The organism is Paenibacillus caseinilyticus (assembly GCF_027533645.1).
GTDB lineage: Bacteria > Bacillota > Bacilli > Paenibacillales > NBRC-103111 > Paenibacillus_G > Paenibacillus_G caseinilyticus.
Genome location: NZ_JAQAGY010000007.1, coordinates 89,951 through 106,078, shown reverse-complemented (window position 1 = coordinate 106,078; position 16,128 = coordinate 89,951). Strand labels below are relative to the sequence as shown.

The window sequence follows — 16,128 nt, the reverse complement described above, 5'->3', positions numbered from 1 at the left end:
TGCCAGGGGTGTGTTTTCATTGCTGCTTGCCGTCATCGGGGCCTTGTTATTCTGGTGCCCTTACCGAACTCTCCGCTCCAAGATTCGCATGGCCTCCGTCCTGTTCCTGGCCGGATACCTCTCCTTCATCGCAGCAGCGATCGGATATTACCTCAGCGACACGTATTATGACCGGTTCAACATTCTCGGCGTGATGTTCTATCTCGTCTCCGCGCTGTACCTGTTCGGCTGTTATGCCTGGTACAACCGGTATGCCTTGACATTCGAGAGATCCTAGCAGCCAGGTTCATCCAAAAGGGAAGTCAAAGAAGAGGCCCGCATGCTGTCCGGCTCCATGGACAACATGCGGGCCTCTTGGCTGCGCGGGTTATCCTGCGGACGGCGAGCGTGGGGAAGTGCTGCGAGCCGTGGAACCTGCCGGAGCGCTTACGCCGGTTGGCGCGGACACCAGCCAGATGCCCGCGAAGACGAAGGCGCCTCCGGCCAGATGCGCCCAAGCGAAGGGCTCGTGCAGCAGGACATAAGACAGCAGGACAGTGCTGATGGGGATGCAGCCGGTGAAAACGGCTGCGGTTGCGGCGGGTACCTTGGTCACGCCCCGGAACCACAAGAGGTAGGCGAGCGCCGTAACGAAGAGGCCGTAGTACAGCAGCAGACCGAGATCCCGGGCCCCGAGCAGCGCCCAATCGAACCGGCTTGCCTCCACCAGCGAGAAGGGCAGGAACATCAGGAAAGAGAAGAATGTAACATAGGTTGTCGCCGCCAAGGAAGACACCCGGCTCGACGTCAGCTTGCGTAGAACGGTGAGCGCTGCTTCCCCGAGCACAGCCGACAGAATCAGCAGAAGGCCGAAGACGGAGGGAGGTGCTTGAACGGCCGGTCCTATGGCGAACCAGCCGGCAGCCCCGATACAGAGGACGCCCGCGACCGAGCAGAGGATGCCGGCCCCGAGCCGGACGGTGATGGCTTCCTTCAAGAGCAGGAACGAGAGCACGGCGACGGCAGCGGGGGTGAAGCTCGTCAGGATGCCGGCTTCGGCGGCCGATACCGTCTTGAGGCCGTACAGCATCAGCACACGGAAGAGGAACATGCCGAGAAAGGACTGCAACAGCAGGAACAGCACATCTTTTTTATCCAGCCGGAGCTCCTGTCTGCACTTCCGCCATGCGAGAGGAACCAGCAGGAGCAGAGCTATGGCAAGGGTTGCCGCCTGGGACAAGAATACGGGCATGTGCATCGTGGCGATCTTGCCGGCCACGACCGAGCTTCCCACGAGAACCGACGCACCGGCGAGCTCCCAATAAGCGGTGTTTCGAGCAGCGATCATTTCAAGCCTCTCCTTACTATAGGTATTGGTGTATACTGTACCAGATTGGAAGCGGCTCACTGTAGTGCCATTCCGGGGCCGAATCAGCAGTACCACTTCAGCAATACGAATTCAACATTACTATTTCAACATTACTATTTCAGCAGTACCACGATCCGTGGGAGGGAGATATCCATGTGGTTTACGATCGACCGGCAGAGTAAAGTGCCGATGTTCCGGCAGGTGTTCGAAGCCTGCCGGGGGGCCATCTTATCCGGAGCGCTGGCGGCAGGTTGCAAGCTTCCCTCGACGAGGGAGCTATCTGCGGAACTCCATGTCTCGCGCAACGTCATCCTGGAGGCCTACGAGCTCTTGATGGCCGAAGGCTATATCGAGGGCCGCTCCGGTGCGGGAACCTATGTAGCCGAGGGAACCCGGCTGCCCGGATACAAGACACCGCCGCAGTCCGGACCGCCGGTGGAGAGCCCGGTTATGCTGAGGGCCGAGAGGGCGGGGGCTATCTCGTTCCGGACGGGGGCGCCTGCGCTCGACCAGTTGCCGCTCAAAGCGTGGGCTTCCGCCCTGCAGAGCGTGTGCCTGGAGGCGGCGCCTGCGGAACTTGGTTACGGCGATCCGGCCGGAAGCCCCGAGCTTCGCTCTGTCTTGGCAGAGCATCTGTGGAAGTCGCGGGGCGTCCTCTGCCATCCGGATCATATCGTGATTACGAACGGGGCGCTGCAGGCGCTCCAGATCGTCGTGAAGGTGCTGGTGGCCGGCGGGGACGAAGTGTTCGTGGAGAGTCCAAGCAATGAAGATCTGAAGCTCGTGCTGACTTCCACGGGAGCGGAGCTCCGGGAGATCCCGGTTGACGATGCCGGTCTCCTCACGGATCATCTCCCGGCAGGCGGAAGTCCGAAGCTGGTCTATGTCACGCCGTCCCACCAATTCCCGCTCGGCGGCATACTGCCGATCCAGCGGCGCATTGCCCTCATGGAATATGCGCGCAGGTGCGGCGGCTACCTTGTGGAAGACGATTACGACAGCGAATTCCGCTATGATGGGCCTCCCCTTCAATCGCTGCAAAGTCTGTGCCCCGAGCGGGTTATCTATGTGGGCACCTTCAGCAAGACGCTGTTCCCTGCCCTGCGGGTCGGATACATGGTTCTGCCGGGGCCGCTGGTGGAGCCCTGCAGGAAGCTCAAGCGGCTGGCCGATTACCAGACGCCGATCATCGAACAGCTGGCGCTGGTTCGGTTTATGTCCGAAGGCCATCTTACGGCCCATGTGCACCGGATGAAGAAGCTGTACCGCCAGCGCCGGGACGCTTTGCTGGAAGCCTTAGCCAGGCATATGGGGCGCGGTTACCGGATCTGCGGGCGTCCGGCCGGGATGCATCTGGTCGTGGAATTCGCCGCCCCCCTCCCGGAAGACTGGGAGCGCAGGCTGACCGGTGCGCAGGTGCAAGCGGCTGCGCTGCCCGGCAGGCGGCTGCTACTCGGGTACGGCCATCTCTCCGGGGAGGAGATAGAGGAGGGCATCCGGCGGATCGGCAGAGCCCTGGGCTGACGGAGAGAGAATCGCCCCGCCGCTGGCCCAATACGACCATTTATACAGCTATAAGCCGGGCGGGGAAACGGAACTGCTTATGAATAACCGCTACTTTCATTTTTCCAACCCGTTTACGGACGGACAGCGGTATCTGTATCAATATATGTATAGCCACGAGTCCACTTTAGTGCTGCAGGAAGGTGATCAGAAGACGACACTCGTCGGTTTCACTCCAGACCAACTCGAGAGCTATGCGTTGAATAACGGGTGGGTCGCCTACCGCAAACCCGTGAACAACATCCATCAGCTGTTCCTTCGCAGCCCGCAGGGGGAGGAAACCCGGCTAACCTACTACAATGAGGCTGCCTCGCTGTACTATCTGGATCAGGATGGGACGGTCTATTATTCCTATAAGAATCAACTGTACATGCACCGCCCTGCAGGCGGGGAGGATCTTCTTCTGGGGGGCGTTCCCGGCAAAGGGGTCATCCGCAAAGGCGACCGCTGGTACAAGATTGCCGGCGGCAAAGTGTACCGATACGATTTGGAGCAGGCTTCAGACCATATAGCTCCCGTGTGGCCTTCTACGGCTTCGCTGAGTGTGAGCGGCGTGACCTACCGTTCCGCTGTGCTTGAGTGGCAGCCGGCTGACGACAACGAAGGCGTGACATTCTACGACATATATCAAAATGGTACTCTAAGGAGCAGCGTATCCGGCAGCGTGTACACTTATACGACGCAGAGCTTGGTCCCTGAGGCAACCTACCGGTTCTCCGTCCGCGCACGGGACGCGGCAGGGAATATCAGCAACGGGAACCCGAAAGTGACGGTCACCACGCCGAAGGAACCACCTGCCGACACCGAGGGGCCGGTCTGGCCCGCGGGAGAGGTGCTGAGCGTCTCGGATGTTACCTACAGCAGTGCGGTGCTTGCTTGGCAGCAGGCATCGGACGACACGGCTGTGAGCGAGTACCGTTTGTACCAGGACCGGGAGCTGCTCGCCACCGTGACCGGGACCACGTACAAGGTGACCGGGCTGAATCCGTCGAGCCGTTATAGCTTCCACCTGATCGCCCTGGATCCATTGGGCCATGCAAGCCAGCCAAGTCCTGCTCTTACGGTGACCACCGCCGTCTATTCACAGGAACCGGGCGCAGCGCTGCTCTCTCTCGAAGCGAAGCCGGGCTTCTACGAAGTCGGCTCGACGGTGGAAGTGTACGTGCGGGCCAAGTCGGCAGAGGATCTCTACGGATTCCTGCTCCAAGTAGGCTATGACCGCACGAAGCTGCGTCTCAACCAGATCCTGCTCAGCAAGGAGTTCGGCGTGGAGGGCGAGAGCGCCGTCTTCGGCAAGAACACGTCGGGCCCGGGCCGCGCGGCCATTACAGGCAGTCTGCTCGGAGACGCGCCGGGACGCACCGGCGATGTGAAGACGGTCGTGCTGAGGTTCACGCTCACGGCTAAGGGAAGCGCCGATATCGTGCTGAACCCGGGAACAAGCCTGGCGGACAGCAGCGGCAGGGAAGCGTGGTTGACCGGGCCGGTGAGACTGACGCTGACGGCAGGGAGCGCCGACCTGGACGGAGACGGGCGCATCGGGCTCAGCGACCTCGTGTTGATCTCCAGGCACAGCGGTACCTCGGACGGGGAACCGGGCTTCGACGCCCGCTTCGATATCAACGGCGACCGCACCGTGGACCGTCTGGATGTGCAGTACGTCGCCGATAAAGTGGCGGGAAGCCAGGCGTAAGCAGGCACAGACTTTACTCATCCCCTTCCATTCGAAGCAGGGCCGAACTTCCGGGTTCGATCCATGCTTCGGGCGGGAGGGGATTTTTGTGTACATGACGATTCATCCATGGGCCTATATGCCGCCGCCTGCGAAGGGGCTTTGAAATTAAGAAAAACTTTAAGTTTGGCCCACTTCTTTTTAAACGGTTTTCCTTATCATTTCACAAGGAACGGGTAGGGAGGAAACGGAGATGAAGAAGTGGTTTTGGGGGCTTGCCGTCATCCTTTTGCTGGCAGGTTATGGAGCCGTTGTACAGAAACCGTGGGCCGCAACCGATGAACTCAGCAAAGCGGAGGACGACCAAACTCAAGAGGGGACCCCTCCAAGGAACGGCCGGACGATAAAAGTAGGAAAAAAACAGGTATACCAAGGGAATCTCCTATTGGTAAATAAAGAGTATCCGGTGCACCAAGAGGGTGTGAAATCCGATGTGGTCAACCTGTCTCAGCGTAAAGCATTGGTGAAGGGATACGGTTTGCTGGATAACACGATCCGTTTGTCGCAAAGTGTAGCGCAACCCTTTTCGGAGATGGTCGATGCCGCTGCCCGGGAGGGGGTTCGTCATTTTGTAATCAACAGCGGTTACCGGGATGCCGAAGAACAGGACCGCCTTTATCGGCAAATGGGGGCCGATTATGCTTTGCCCGCGGGGTACAGCGAACACAACTTAGGCCTATCGCTGGATATCGGATCGACCCAAATGGAGATGAATCGTGCGCCCGAAGGAAAGTGGCTGGCACGCAACGCTTGGGCCTACGGGTTTATTTTACGTTACCCCAAGGACAAAACGGAGATTACAGGCATTCAGTACGAACCGTGGCATTTTCGCTATGTCGGTTTGCCGCACAGTGCGATCATGCAGGAGAACGATTTTACGTTGGAACAATACTTGGATTTCCTGAAAGCACAGAAGAGGATATCGGCGACAATAGAAGGTAAATCATACGAGATCGCTTATTATCCGGTTGCCGGAAATACGGCCATTCAAGTGCCGGCCGGCCGCAGGTACGAACTATCGGGAAACAACATGGATGGCGTCATTGTAACGGTGTTTCCATAACGGGATTTTTTGTATCCAGGAGCCTGAAACCTTGTACAATAGAATCAGCCACTTCATGCAGAGGAGAGATACGATGAAGCGTATCACGATTTTAGTAGCGGATGACGAGAAGGAAATCGCCGATCTTATCGGCCTGCATTTAACCAAAGAGGGTTATCATGTCATGAAAGCATCGGACGGACAGGAAGCGATTCAGGCCGTTCAGACGAATTCTATCGATTTGGCCATACTGGATATTATGATGCCCAAACTGGACGGCTATGAAGTGACCCGGCAAATCCGGGAATCGAATCACATGCCTATTATTTTTTTGAGCGCCAAAACATCCGATCTGGATAAGATCGCGGGGCTGGTGAGGGGCGCAGACGATTATATGACCAAACCGTTCAACCCCATGGAATTGATCGCCCGCGTGAATGCGCAGCTGCGGCGTTCCCTGCTGTCCAGTCCTTTGTCGTCCGACAACAGGCCTGTACTGGAAGCGGGCGGCCTCGCGATTTTCCCCGATCAGCGCACCGTCACCTTATACGGCGAACCGGTTGAGCTGACCCCCAAGGAGTTCGATATTTTGTATCTGCTGGCCAGCTATCCCAAGAAGGTGTTCAGCGCTGAGAATATTTTTCACCAGGTATGGGGCGAAGACTACTATGAAGGCGGCAATACGGTCATGGTGCATATTCGGAAGCTCAGGAAGAAGCTGGAAGAAGATGACCGTAAAAACAAGCTGATTAAAACCGTATGGGGAGTGGGATATACATTCAATGGCTAGCATGGTAAGAAGCTTCCGGTCCAGAATGCTTGTCATCATGGGGCTGAGCATGCTGCTCTCGGGCCTCATTACGTTTTTGCTCTATAAAGTGCTTCAGCTTTATTATCGTACGTTTGTGAAGTTTGAGGATCCGCTGGCTTATGTCCGTCTGTTCATCAATATTGTCGGGGATATTAACTTCTTTTTGCTCTTTTTTATCCCGCTGGCGGCGTTGTTCTTCTTTATTCTTACGAAGCCCTATGCCACCTATTTCAATGAAATTTCGGGGGGAATTCGTCATCTCGCCAATGGCGACTTCAAGCAGCGCGTATCCATTTCATCCGGAGACGAATTCGAGGATATTGCGACAGACATTAATCTGGCGGGCGAAAAATTGCAGCAAGCCGTTGCCAGAGGAGACTTTGCGGAGAGCAGCAAGGATCAGCTGGTCTTGAATTTGGCTCATGATTTGCGTACGCCGCTGACTTCCGTTATAGGGTATTTGGACTTTATTCTGAACGACGAACAGCTGACCCAAGAGCAAGTCAGACAGTATGCGATGATTGCTTACCAGAAGTCCCAGCGTCTGGGCAAGCTTGTCGACGAGCTCTTCGAAATCGTCCGAATGAATTATGGCATGCTTGCCTTCGAAAAAAAACCAATCGATCTAAGCGAGCTGCTGATCCAGCTGGGCGAAGAAATGTACCCTATCTTTGAGAAGCATCAGTCGACGGCCCGATTGAACGTGATTCCGGGTCTGCTCGTGTCCGGTGACGGGGATCTGCTCGCCCGCGTCTTTGAGAATCTGTTGACCAATGCGGTCCGCTATGGCAAAGACGGCCTGTTCATCGATATGAATGCTTATCCGGATGGGGATGCGGTTGTGGTTCAAGTCATCAATTATGGAGATCCTATACAGCCCGAGGAGCTGCCGCATATCTTTGATATGTTCTATACCGGCGACAAGGCACGCACGCATCAAGAGGGTGGCACGGGTCTTGGGCTTTTCATTACGAAGAATATAGTGATGAAGCATGAAGGAACGGTTACAGCCCACAGCAGCTTGAGGCATACAGTCTTTGAAGTGCGATTGCCCCATTTTCAGGTATCTCATGATCCTCCTTCCGATAACGTTCAAGCGAAGAGTTAAGAGAAATTTTAAGTTTACCCTACTTCTTATTAAACCGTTTTTTCTATCCTATGAATGGAAGGGGTGGAAATACGGGGGATGAGGAAGGAGGGTATTTTTGTTTGTCTTCCTTGACCGCCAGGCCATGACTATGAACAGAAAGCAGGGATGATCCGATGGGCAGACGCCTTCAGACGGAAACGGTGAACAGCAGGAACGCCGCGGTGCGGGTGCAGTTAGGCGGTGATGGTCAAGCGGCGATTGCCGCTTCGTGAAGAAGCTGGGAAGGAAGATGCTGAGGGACCGGAGCGATGCAGCGGCGGCTCTGCTGTTTCTTGCACCGAGCGGGATCGGCTTTGGGGTGTTCTACCTGATTCCGTTCGCCATGGTTGTCTATTACTCCTTCATGAATAGCCCGGCCGACAGCGAGTTCGTTGGAATGACGAATTACCGCGAGCTGCTGGCGAGCGGCTCCTTTCGTCAAGCGGCATCCAATACGTTCTATTTTACGGTGGTCGGCGTTCCGGTCTTGGCAGGGCTTTCTTTAGGACTGGCGATGGGGCTGAACCGGAATCTGTTCTGGCGCAGCGGGCTGAGGACGGCTTACGTGCTGCCGCTGGTCGTTCCTGTAGCCTCGATTGTGCTCATCTGGCAGATTCTGCTCGATTGGAACGGCTCGCTGAACGCGTGGCTCAGTGATTTCGGATTCGCCCGTGTGGATTGGATGAAGACCGAGGGAGCCCGGTATGTGGTGATCGGCGTTTATTTATGGAAAAACACGGGCTACAGCATGATTTTATTTTTGGCGGGACTTCAGCAAATTCCAAAGGACTATTACGAAACCGCACATATGGAAGGCGCCGGACGCTTCAGGCAGTTCCGCAGCATTACGCTTGTTTATTTAACGCCGACGCTGTTTTTTGTCGTCATCATGTCGGTCGTTAACTCGTTTAAAGTATTCCGCGAAACGTATTTGATCGCAGGCGATTATCCGCATGACAGCATCTATATGCTGCAGCACTATATGAACAATATGTTCATGTCGCTCGATATTCAGAAACTGACCGCGGCGGCGGCGATGATGGCGGGGGGCATTCTGCTTGTGGTTCTCGGGCTGTTTGCACTCGAACGCCGCTTCCGGCGGTTCATGGAATAGCGGAAGGAGGGAGCCGGTTGCAATATTCAGGCGTGTGGCAAAAGTGGACGATCACGATCATCATGGCCGTCATCGCGGCGGTGCTGCTATTGCCGATCCTGATTACTTTCACCAATTCGCTCATGACGGAGAAGGAAATTGAGATTAACTATGGGCTGATCGGGCAGATGAACGAAGCCGCTGCAGGGGATACGAACCGGTTCGTGAATATCAAGCTGCTGCCGGATCAGGTATCGCTGGAGCAGTATACGGGGCTGCTTGTACTGAGCTCCACCTACCTCCGGATGTTCTGGAACTCCGTATTCCTGGTGGTGCCGATCATCGCAGGACAGACGCTCGTGAGCGCGCTGGCGGCGTATGCCTTCTCTAAGCTGCAGTTTCGGGGGCGGGACGCGTTGTTTCTCGTCTATGTCTTGACGATGCTCATGCCGTTCCAAGTGACGCTGGTGCCGAATTATATGATGGCCGATCTGCTGGGGCTGCTGAACTGTCCGTCTGCGGTCATATGGCCCGGGGTGTTCGCGGCATTCGGCGTTTTTATGCTCAGGCAGTTCGCCCTGCCTATTCCATCATCCTATATCGAAGCAGCCCAGATGGATGGTGCGGGACATGTCAGGATATTCTGTACCGTCATTGTCCCGATGATGAAGCCGGGGCTGGCCGCCCTCGTCGTCCTGCTGTTCGCCGACTATTGGAACATGGTGGAGCAGCCGCTAATTTTCCTGGACGATCCGTTCAAGCAGCCGCTGTCCGTTTATTTATCGAGAGTGAACCAAGGAGAACGGGGGATTGCTTTCGCTGCATCGATGCTCTATATGACCCCCATGGTACTGTTGTTTTTGTATGCGGAAACTTACTTCATCGAAGGCATCCAGCTGTCAGGCATCAAGGGATAGATAGGTTTGAGAGAGGAGGCAGGGGACGCGGGCATGGGACCGAACGGAGAGCCTGAACAGCGCAGCCGCCAAAGAACAATCAAAACGGTCTTCGGCATGTTTATGGGGCTGCTGGGGGTGTTGACATTATTCGGCAACACCCTTCAGTCGTTGACTTTGCCGAAGGCGACAACGGAAAAACCGGCTCAGGGAAGTCTGTCCCATACGCTGGAAGGAAGCGGGATCCTGAAGCCGATAGCGGAGGCCCAATTAACGAATCCTGCCGGCTGGAAGGTCAAAGCGGTTGGGGTGAAAGAAGGGGACCGGGTGAAGAAAGGGCAGCTTCTGATCGCTTATGACAGCTCCTCCGCCGAACGGGAACTGCAAGATGAAACGGCGCAAGGGGAAAAACTAAAAATCGATCTGCAAAGTATGCAGGACCGTTTCATCGGGTCGGCACAGGAAGGGGATGAACTAAAGAAGCGGAGCGCCAGCCGCGATATCGAAAAAAGCAAAATCGATTTGGACATTCAAAATCGCAAAATCAAGCATTTGGCAGACCGTCTGTCGAATCAAAAGGAACTCACCGCTCCGTTCGATGGAGTCGTTACGAAAGTAAATGCAGTCGCAGGATTGGCTTCCATAGTTGAACCGGACATTGTAATCGCCAACGAAAGCCGGGGGTACCGGTTCGAATTCGTGGCCGGCGCGCCGTTGTTGACCGCCCTGGGCATTGTACCGGATGACAAGATACAGGTCGAAGTCCAGACCGCAGAGGATCGGCAGACGAGAATCCTGGACGGCACCATCGCCGAATTTGCGGACGCAGCGCCGCGCACGGACAACGCGCCAGGCCAAGCGGGCGATACCGCCGCAGTGACCGCACAAAAAGCAGTGCGCGTGAACGTAGCGGGTTCCGGGCTGAAAGGAGGTGAGCAAGCCCATGCCACCATCGCCAAACCCTCGCGGCTGGAAGGTCATCTGATTTCGAACGAGGCCGTCCATCAGGATCGCGATGGCGTATTCATCTATAAAGTGGAAGAGCATAAGGGCGCTCTCGGCAATGTCTTTATCGCACGAAAGGTGCGGATTCCCTCCGCGGAAACCAACGGTAAAGAAACGGTGGTCCCAGCGGAAAGCTTGTATGAGAACGAACGGGTTATTCTGGCAAGCAGCGAGCCTCTGCAGGATGGCAGCCGGGTACGGCTGCAGTAGTTACTCACGAATATCAATCATTCGATAGAAGAGAGGAAATCATACGATGAAACAAAAGTTAGGGCTTGTATTCACCAGCATTCTGCTGACGGTGACAACCGCATGCCAAGCTGGAGGCAGCGGAGAGGCGGCAAGTAAGGAAAAGCCGAAATCGAAAGAAGGAAAGACGGTTGTTACCTTATCTCTAAAAACGCCGAAGCCCTACTATGAAGCGGCTGTGAAGAAATTCAAGGAGCAGCATCCGGATATCGACCTGCAAATCCAAAGCTTCAAGCAGCCGGGAGAAAAATGGGGCGCAGGCGATCTCGAAAAATATGTAAAGACGACGAACACGGCATTGCTGTCGGGCAAAGGCGCAGATCTGATCGAAGTGACCGACCTGCCTGTCGCCAAAAATGTGAATAAGGAGCTTCTGCTGGATATGAACCCGATGCTGGAACAGGACCAGACGTTGAATAAGAGCCAGTTGCAAACGAACGTTCTCAACGCTTTGAGGGTCAATGGCGCCTTGTATTCGATGCCTGCCGGTTTCTTCCTGAGAGCATTCGTAGGAGATGGGGATGCTCTGAAGAGGGCGGATGCGAAATTCGACGACAAAAGCTGGAACTGGAAGCAGTTCGAAGTGACAGCCAGACAGCTCGTGCAGAAGACAGCGAGCGGTAAGGACCGTCTCTATGCCTTGGAGAATGACCCGCCTGAAGTCATTCTCCAGGAATGGGTAGTGGACAGCTATGGAGAGTTCGTCGACCGCGCGACCCGGAAGGCCAAATTCGATACACCCCCGTTCGCGGACATGCTGCGGCAAATCAAAAAAATGTACGATGATAAAATCATGACTGCCGAACCGGCGGACAACGGGAAGCACCTGTTCCACTCCGCGCGGTTGTTCTCGCCTGCCGATTGGATAGAGGAAACCTATGGGCAGTTCTCGAACCCGAAGCTGCTGCAAAAACCGCATCCGGAAGGGAAATCCGGCGGGATCCGGATCCTTCCCTCTGCTGAGCTCGCGATACAAGCCCAATCTGCGGTCAAAGAGGAAGCTTGGAAGTTTGTGGCCTTCTTGCTATCGGAAGAAGCGCAGTCGCTTCCAGACAGGGAAGGCTTCTCGCTTCTTACCTCTGTGAACGAGAAGAAACTCGGCGAGATTCAGAGCCAAGTCAAAAGCGGAACGTATAAGCTTGCGTCGGGAAAAGCGGTTCAGGTACCCGATGAAGATTTTGTCCAATTCAAACAGTTCCTTCAGTCGGCCGATCGGTATGAAGAGCTGGATATTAAAGTGCTGTCCATCGTGTATGAGGAGTCCGAAGCGTTCTTCAGCGGCCAGAAGTCCGCGGAGGAAGTCGCGAAGCTGATCCAGAACCGGACGACGACCTACTTGAATGAATAGATGAAGGCCGTTATCGTTGAGAAGCCTGCCATCATCAAGCATTTATTCGGTTGGCTGTATGCCAGAGCCCAATACAGCAAGAAGCCTGCCGCTCCGGCCGCCGGGTTGGCCCGGACGCCCAAAGCAGCAGACGGTTGTATCCGTGACAGTGCTTCGAAGCAGCCCTTAACGGACCGGCTTGCCGGCACCTGCGTAGGTCGATACGATGTTCGGAACATGGGCTGTCGCATCGGCCTTGAACGAATAGTACGATGTCGGCGCCCAGCCTACATCGGTGCCCACCTGCGGCGACGAAGCGGTAGCGATGTTGATGGACTGCTCGGTGGAGCTGCCGTAGGCTTTGTAGATCGTGCCGGTGTCATACAGCTTGCCCTTCACGGACTCGCTTCCGGAATAGCCGGCGAGCTTCGACGTGGCTGTATCGACATTGATGTAGTTGTTCTGGGAGTATACCTTGGCGGAGTAGCCGATGCCGTAGACCTGATCCGCATGCCCTGTATAGTAGTTGTTATAGACGTGAACCATCCCGTAGCGCACCCGCGGGCTTCTCTGCTTGGAGTTCGAGAAATAATTGTGGTGGTACGTCAGCTTCAGCTTGCCGTCATCCGAGGTCGTGCTGTCGCTGGAGCCGATCAGGGACGTTTTGTAATGATCCTGGAACATGTTATAGGAGATCGTGACGAAGTTGGAGCCGTTCTTTGCATCGAGCAGGCCGTCGTGGCGGACAAAGGGTTTCAGCTCGCCGGTCTTGGAGTTCTTGAGGATCATCCCCGAGTTCGTATCCGTCACTTTATCCGCGAACGTGCAATGATCGATCCAGATGTTCGTTGCGCCGTCCAGCGTCATGCTGTCATAAGCGGAGTTCCAGTTGCCCCCGCTGTCGGACGGGTCCCACTGCGGGAAGAAGTCCAGCGCATCCTGGAATTGGATGTTCCGGATAATAACATTATTCGAGCTCTTCAGGTACAGGCTGCCGCCCTTAATGATCGAGGTGCTGGACTCGCCGATGATCGTTTTGTTCGAGCCGACGCTGATGACAACCTGGCTCTTCTGCTTGGCCGCCGCCGCCGCCCGGGCGGTTTCCTGCGTGCTGATCACGGCCGAGTCGTTATTATAATAAGCATTCTGGTAGGTGGCCAGGCTGTAGCCCGTGCCGGAGGCGTATGTAGATTCCGTATTGCCGGCGTTCAGGTCAATGGTTCCCCGCACGAGGATCACTGCTTTGGTCGTGCCGGCTACCGCTGTTTTGAGCTGGTCGCGTGTCGTGACCACCGTCACAGGGGTCGCTGTGGAGGACGTAGACTTGCCGCCGTTCAGCGTGAATGCCGTCGTGCCGGAGCCCGTACGGGATCCCCATCCGTCACTGACGCCGAGCTGCGAATCCGCATACGGGGTTGCCGCCTGCGCTGCAGGCATCACGAAGAGGACGGAGGAGAGTACCGAGATGGCGGTGAAGGAGGTCCATAGGCGTTTCATTGTGCTGGAAGTTGTCATTAACATCGTTCCTTTCGGCAGTGGAATGGTTGCGGGTCTGGTCGCCCGTCTGTGACTGAACCTAAGCTGTCGGGAAACCCTTGTCGTCAGGCTTCAGGAATCACTTCCTTTCATGGAGGCCTGAGTTGAGGCATGCTTGCGATAGACCCGTACGGCTGGAACACCCGATCTATGTTGTTCCAAGTGTGCCGGATACGTCCAATGTAAGCGGTATCTAGAATGGCCGTCAATAAGCCTGACATGTGATTGCGGTCACTTCGTCCACGCAGAAGAGGATTGGCCTAACGCTGGTTAAATCCGGCATAGTGGAGTTGAATACAGCATATCGACCGGGACTACCGGCTGTCTGTGAAGTTGAATAGGGAGTATACGGGCCCTGTAATGTAAAAATCCTCATCCCTTTCAAAGGGACGAGGATTCTTGGGGTAGAGCGGACTCGCGCACGTGCAGCACATCGCTGATCGGCGGGCGTCCGAACAGGCGGGCATATTCCCGGCTGAACTGGGAAGGGCTCTCGTAGCCGACGCGGAATCCCGCCTCGGCGGCATCCAGACGCTCCGTAAGCAGCAGCCGGCGAGCTTCCTGCAGCCGGATCGCTTTCTGATACTGCAGAGGACTCAATGCCGTGACCTTCTTGAAATGCTTGAACAAGGCAGAGGGGCTCAGACTGACTTCCTTCGCCAGTTCTTCCATATGCAGCGCCTTGGAATAATCGCGGTGAAGGAGCTGGATGGCCTTGGAGATGCTGTGCGCATGGCTGCCGATAACCGCGAACTGCCGGATGAGCGCGCCCTGCTCGCCCTGCAGTACCCGGTACAGCACTTCACGGACGAAGAGCGGCGCAAGGGTGGGAATATCCGCGGGAGCGTGCAGGAGCCTAACAAGACGGAGTACGGCATCCAGCAGCGAAGCGGTGGGACGGTTCAACGCTATGCCGCGTAGGCTGTCCGTTCTGCTGGTGCCTGGGACACCTGCGTCCTTGACGATGTCCACGATGACATCTGCACGAAAATCCAATTGAAGGCTCAAGTAGGGGAGCTGCGCTGAGGCTTCAGCAACCTTCCCGATAATGGGAAGGTGAACGGAAGTGACGAGATAGGCTGCCGGATCGTACCGGTACAGCTCCTCTCCCAGCGCGGCCGTCTTGGAGCCCTGCGCGACCATGCAGAGAGAAGGGGCATAGACCGCAGGCATCGGCTCCGATACCTGAGAGGCGCGCATGAATCGAAGACCGGGCACTGCTGTCTCGTGCAGGCCCTCCGACGGAGTATGACGCTGAATCCTCAGAACCAGCTCTTGCTGGTAAGGGGAGAGGTCAGCGGAAGTATCGATGGGGTTCATGGTTCGCGCTCCTTTGTTAGAGCAAGGATAATAATCCCATTGTACTGAATCCGAAGAGGATCAGGCAAGGAGCGAACAGGAACAGTCTACCGGGTTCCTTCGAGCATTCCCTATACTGTAATTAGAGGCCGGCAGACGAACAACGGTCAATAGGAATAAGAAAGCAGGGATGATCACTATGCCTAATCTACAAGGAAAAACCGCTATTGTTACAGGATCCTCGAGAGGGATCGGACGGACGATCGCCGAGCAGCTCGCCGGGCTGGGGGCCCGGGTGGTCATCAATTATGCGAACAGTCCTCACAAGGCGGCGGAGGTGGTTCAGGCCATCAAGCACAACGGCGGGGAAGCCGCAGCCGTTCAGGCGGATCTCAGCAGGCCCGCCGAGGTGGAAGCCTTGTTCGCCGCAGCGCTGGAGCATTTTGGCCAAGTGGATATCCTCGTCAATAATGCTGGTATGCTGAAGATTCAACCCCTTCAGGAGGTGACGGAGGAGGATTTTGACAAGCAGTTTCTGCTGAATGCCAAAGGGACGTTTTTTGCGTGCCAGCAGGCGATGAAGCATATGGAGGAGAGGGGGAGAATTATTAACTTTTCCACCTCAGTCACGGGGCACATGTTCCCTGACTACAGCGTGTATGCGGGGACCAAAGGAGCGGTCGAGCAGTTCACCCGCCAGCTGGCCAAGGAATTCGCCGTCAAGCAGATCACAATCAATGCGGTGGCTCCGGGTCCGGTGAACACCGAGCTGTTCTTGGAAGGCAAGACGGAGGTGCAGATCGAGGGGCTGAAGAGGTCCATTGCCCTCGGCAGGATCGGTGAACCGGAGGATATTGCGAATGTGATCGAATTCCTCGTAAGCGAACAATCGCAATGGATCACAGGCCAAACGATCCGGGTTAATGGCGGGTTGATTTAAAGTCCTGCATAAGAGGAAGAGAACGGGGAAGATCCATTCGGGAGCGCTCGCAAGCCGGTATCCCATGGGGTACCGGCTTGTGCTGCGGTCAGGGCGCTTAGAAGTCAAGGGAACACCCATTTGTATCGCCCCTTCAGAGGCACTGGCGCCCCTGCTCC

At 55.9% G+C, this 16,128-nt stretch carries 14 protein-coding genes; 11 read left to right on the top strand and 3 right to left on the bottom strand.

The annotated features are described in order from the left end of the window. The first annotated feature begins 10 nt into the window (after positions 1–10). Complete coding sequence (locus O9H32_RS12710; protein WP_269866468.1) at positions 11–277, top strand: hypothetical protein; 267 nt, start codon at positions 11–13, stop codon at positions 275–277. Positions 278–367: 90 nt separating this feature from the next. Here O9H32_RS12710 and O9H32_RS12705 read toward each other — a convergent pair whose 3' ends face one another. After that, a complete protein-coding gene (locus tag O9H32_RS12705; protein ID WP_269866467.1) occupies positions 368–1,327 on the bottom strand; it encodes a DMT family transporter in 960 nt (319 codons plus the stop codon). A gap of 174 nt (positions 1,328–1,501) precedes the next feature. Between O9H32_RS12705 and pdxR the strand changes: the two genes are divergently transcribed. From pdxR to O9H32_RS12660, 9 genes are all read left to right on the top strand, one after another. Beyond that, positions 1,502–2,872 carry a MocR-like pyridoxine biosynthesis transcription factor PdxR gene (gene pdxR / locus O9H32_RS12700; RefSeq protein WP_269866466.1) on the top strand — a complete coding sequence of 457 codons (1,371 nt, stop codon included), beginning with the start codon at positions 1,502–1,504 and terminating at the stop codon, positions 2,870–2,872. A gap of 79 nt (positions 2,873–2,951) precedes the next feature. Beyond that, on the top strand, positions 2,952–4,604 hold the full coding sequence (locus O9H32_RS12695) for a fibronectin type III domain-containing protein (protein ID WP_269866465.1): 1,653 nt from the start codon (positions 2,952–2,954) through the stop codon (positions 4,602–4,604). 232 nt (positions 4,605–4,836) lie between these two features. After that, positions 4,837–5,706 carry a VanY-A/VanY-F/VanY-M family D-Ala-D-Ala carboxypeptidase gene (gene vanY / locus O9H32_RS12690; RefSeq protein ID WP_269866464.1) on the top strand — a complete coding sequence of 290 codons (870 nt, stop codon included), beginning with the start codon at positions 4,837–4,839 and terminating at the stop codon, positions 5,704–5,706. 73 nt (positions 5,707–5,779) lie between these two features. After that, positions 5,780–6,475, top strand: a complete 696-nt coding sequence (locus O9H32_RS12685) for a response regulator transcription factor (protein WP_269866621.1) — start codon at positions 5,780–5,782, stop codon at positions 6,473–6,475. Then, complete coding sequence (locus O9H32_RS12680; RefSeq protein WP_269866463.1) at positions 6,468–7,604, top strand: sensor histidine kinase; 1,137 nt, start codon at positions 6,468–6,470, stop codon at positions 7,602–7,604. The genes O9H32_RS12685 and O9H32_RS12680 overlap by 8 nt, the downstream gene beginning before the upstream one ends. Positions 7,605–7,875: 271 nt before the next feature. Then, positions 7,876–8,739 (top strand): carbohydrate ABC transporter permease, encoded by an 864-nt coding sequence (locus O9H32_RS12675; RefSeq protein WP_269866620.1) that lies wholly within the window; start codon positions 7,876–7,878, stop codon positions 8,737–8,739. Between the two features lie 62 nt (positions 8,740–8,801). Continuing rightward, the gene (locus O9H32_RS12670; protein ID WP_269866619.1) at positions 8,802–9,635 is read left to right on the top strand and encodes a carbohydrate ABC transporter permease; all 834 of its coding nucleotides are present in this window, start codon (positions 8,802–8,804) and stop codon (positions 9,633–9,635) included. 33 nt (positions 9,636–9,668) lie between these two features. Then, a complete protein-coding gene (locus O9H32_RS12665) occupies positions 9,669–10,829 on the top strand; it encodes an efflux RND transporter periplasmic adaptor subunit (protein WP_269866462.1) in 1,161 nt (386 codons plus the stop codon). 46 nt (positions 10,830–10,875) lie between these two features. Next, a complete protein-coding gene (locus tag O9H32_RS12660; RefSeq protein ID WP_269866461.1) occupies positions 10,876–12,216 on the top strand; it encodes an ABC transporter substrate-binding protein in 1,341 nt (446 codons plus the stop codon). Positions 12,217–12,381: 165 nt separating this feature from the next. Here the strand turns inward: O9H32_RS12660 and O9H32_RS12655 are convergent, their stop codons facing one another. Together O9H32_RS12655 and O9H32_RS12650 are read right to left on the bottom strand one after the other, a co-directional pair. Next, positions 12,382–13,692 (bottom strand): pectate lyase family protein, encoded by a 1,311-nt coding sequence (locus tag O9H32_RS12655; RefSeq protein ID WP_269866460.1) that lies wholly within the window; start codon positions 13,690–13,692, stop codon positions 12,382–12,384. Positions 13,693–14,112: 420 nt separating this feature from the next. Further along, positions 14,113–15,051, bottom strand: a complete 939-nt coding sequence (locus O9H32_RS12650; protein WP_269866459.1) for an AraC family transcriptional regulator — start codon at positions 15,049–15,051, stop codon at positions 14,113–14,115. Positions 15,052–15,229: 178 nt separating this feature from the next. On the opposite strand from O9H32_RS12650, the gene O9H32_RS12645 reads away from it, so the two are divergent. Further along, the gene (locus O9H32_RS12645) at positions 15,230–15,970 is read left to right on the top strand and encodes an SDR family oxidoreductase (RefSeq protein ID WP_269866618.1); all 741 of its coding nucleotides are present in this window, start codon (positions 15,230–15,232) and stop codon (positions 15,968–15,970) included. The last annotated feature ends 158 nt before the right edge of the window (positions 15,971–16,128 follow it).

What these genes read in the sequence shown, in the direction of transcription:
- vanY (WP_269866464.1), top strand. Translation starts at nt 4,837, where the DNA reads ATGAAGAAGTGGTTTTGGGGGCTTGCCGTCATCCTTTTGCTGGCAGGT.
- O9H32_RS12685 (WP_269866621.1), top strand. Translation starts at nt 5,780, where the DNA reads ATGAAGCGTATCACGATTTTAGTAGCGGATGACGAGAAGGAAATCGCC.
- O9H32_RS12680 (WP_269866463.1), top strand. Translation starts at nt 6,468, where the DNA reads ATGGCTAGCATGGTAAGAAGCTTCCGGTCCAGAATGCTTGTCATCATG.
- O9H32_RS12645 (WP_269866618.1), top strand. Translation starts at nt 15,230, where the DNA reads ATGCCTAATCTACAAGGAAAAACCGCTATTGTTACAGGATCCTCGAGA.
- O9H32_RS12665 (WP_269866462.1), top strand. Translation starts at nt 9,669, where the DNA reads ATGGGACCGAACGGAGAGCCTGAACAGCGCAGCCGCCAAAGAACAATC.
- O9H32_RS12655 (WP_269866460.1), bottom strand. Translation starts at nt 13,692, where the DNA reads ATGAAACGCCTATGGACCTCCTTCACCGCCATCTCGGTACTCTCCTCC.
- O9H32_RS12650 (WP_269866459.1), bottom strand. Translation starts at nt 15,051, where the DNA reads ATGAACCCCATCGATACTTCCGCTGACCTCTCCCCTTACCAGCAAGAG.
- O9H32_RS12695 (WP_269866465.1), top strand. Translation starts at nt 2,952, where the DNA reads ATGAATAACCGCTACTTTCATTTTTCCAACCCGTTTACGGACGGACAG.
- O9H32_RS12705 (WP_269866467.1), bottom strand. Translation starts at nt 1,327, where the DNA reads ATGATCGCTGCTCGAAACACCGCTTATTGGGAGCTCGCCGGTGCGTCG.
- O9H32_RS12670 (WP_269866619.1), top strand. Translation starts at nt 8,802, where the DNA reads ATGGCCGTCATCGCGGCGGTGCTGCTATTGCCGATCCTGATTACTTTC.
- O9H32_RS12660 (WP_269866461.1), top strand. Translation starts at nt 10,876, where the DNA reads ATGAAACAAAAGTTAGGGCTTGTATTCACCAGCATTCTGCTGACGGTG.
- O9H32_RS12675 (WP_269866620.1), top strand. Translation starts at nt 7,876, where the DNA reads ATGCTGAGGGACCGGAGCGATGCAGCGGCGGCTCTGCTGTTTCTTGCA.
- pdxR (WP_269866466.1), top strand. Translation starts at nt 1,502, where the DNA reads ATGTGGTTTACGATCGACCGGCAGAGTAAAGTGCCGATGTTCCGGCAG.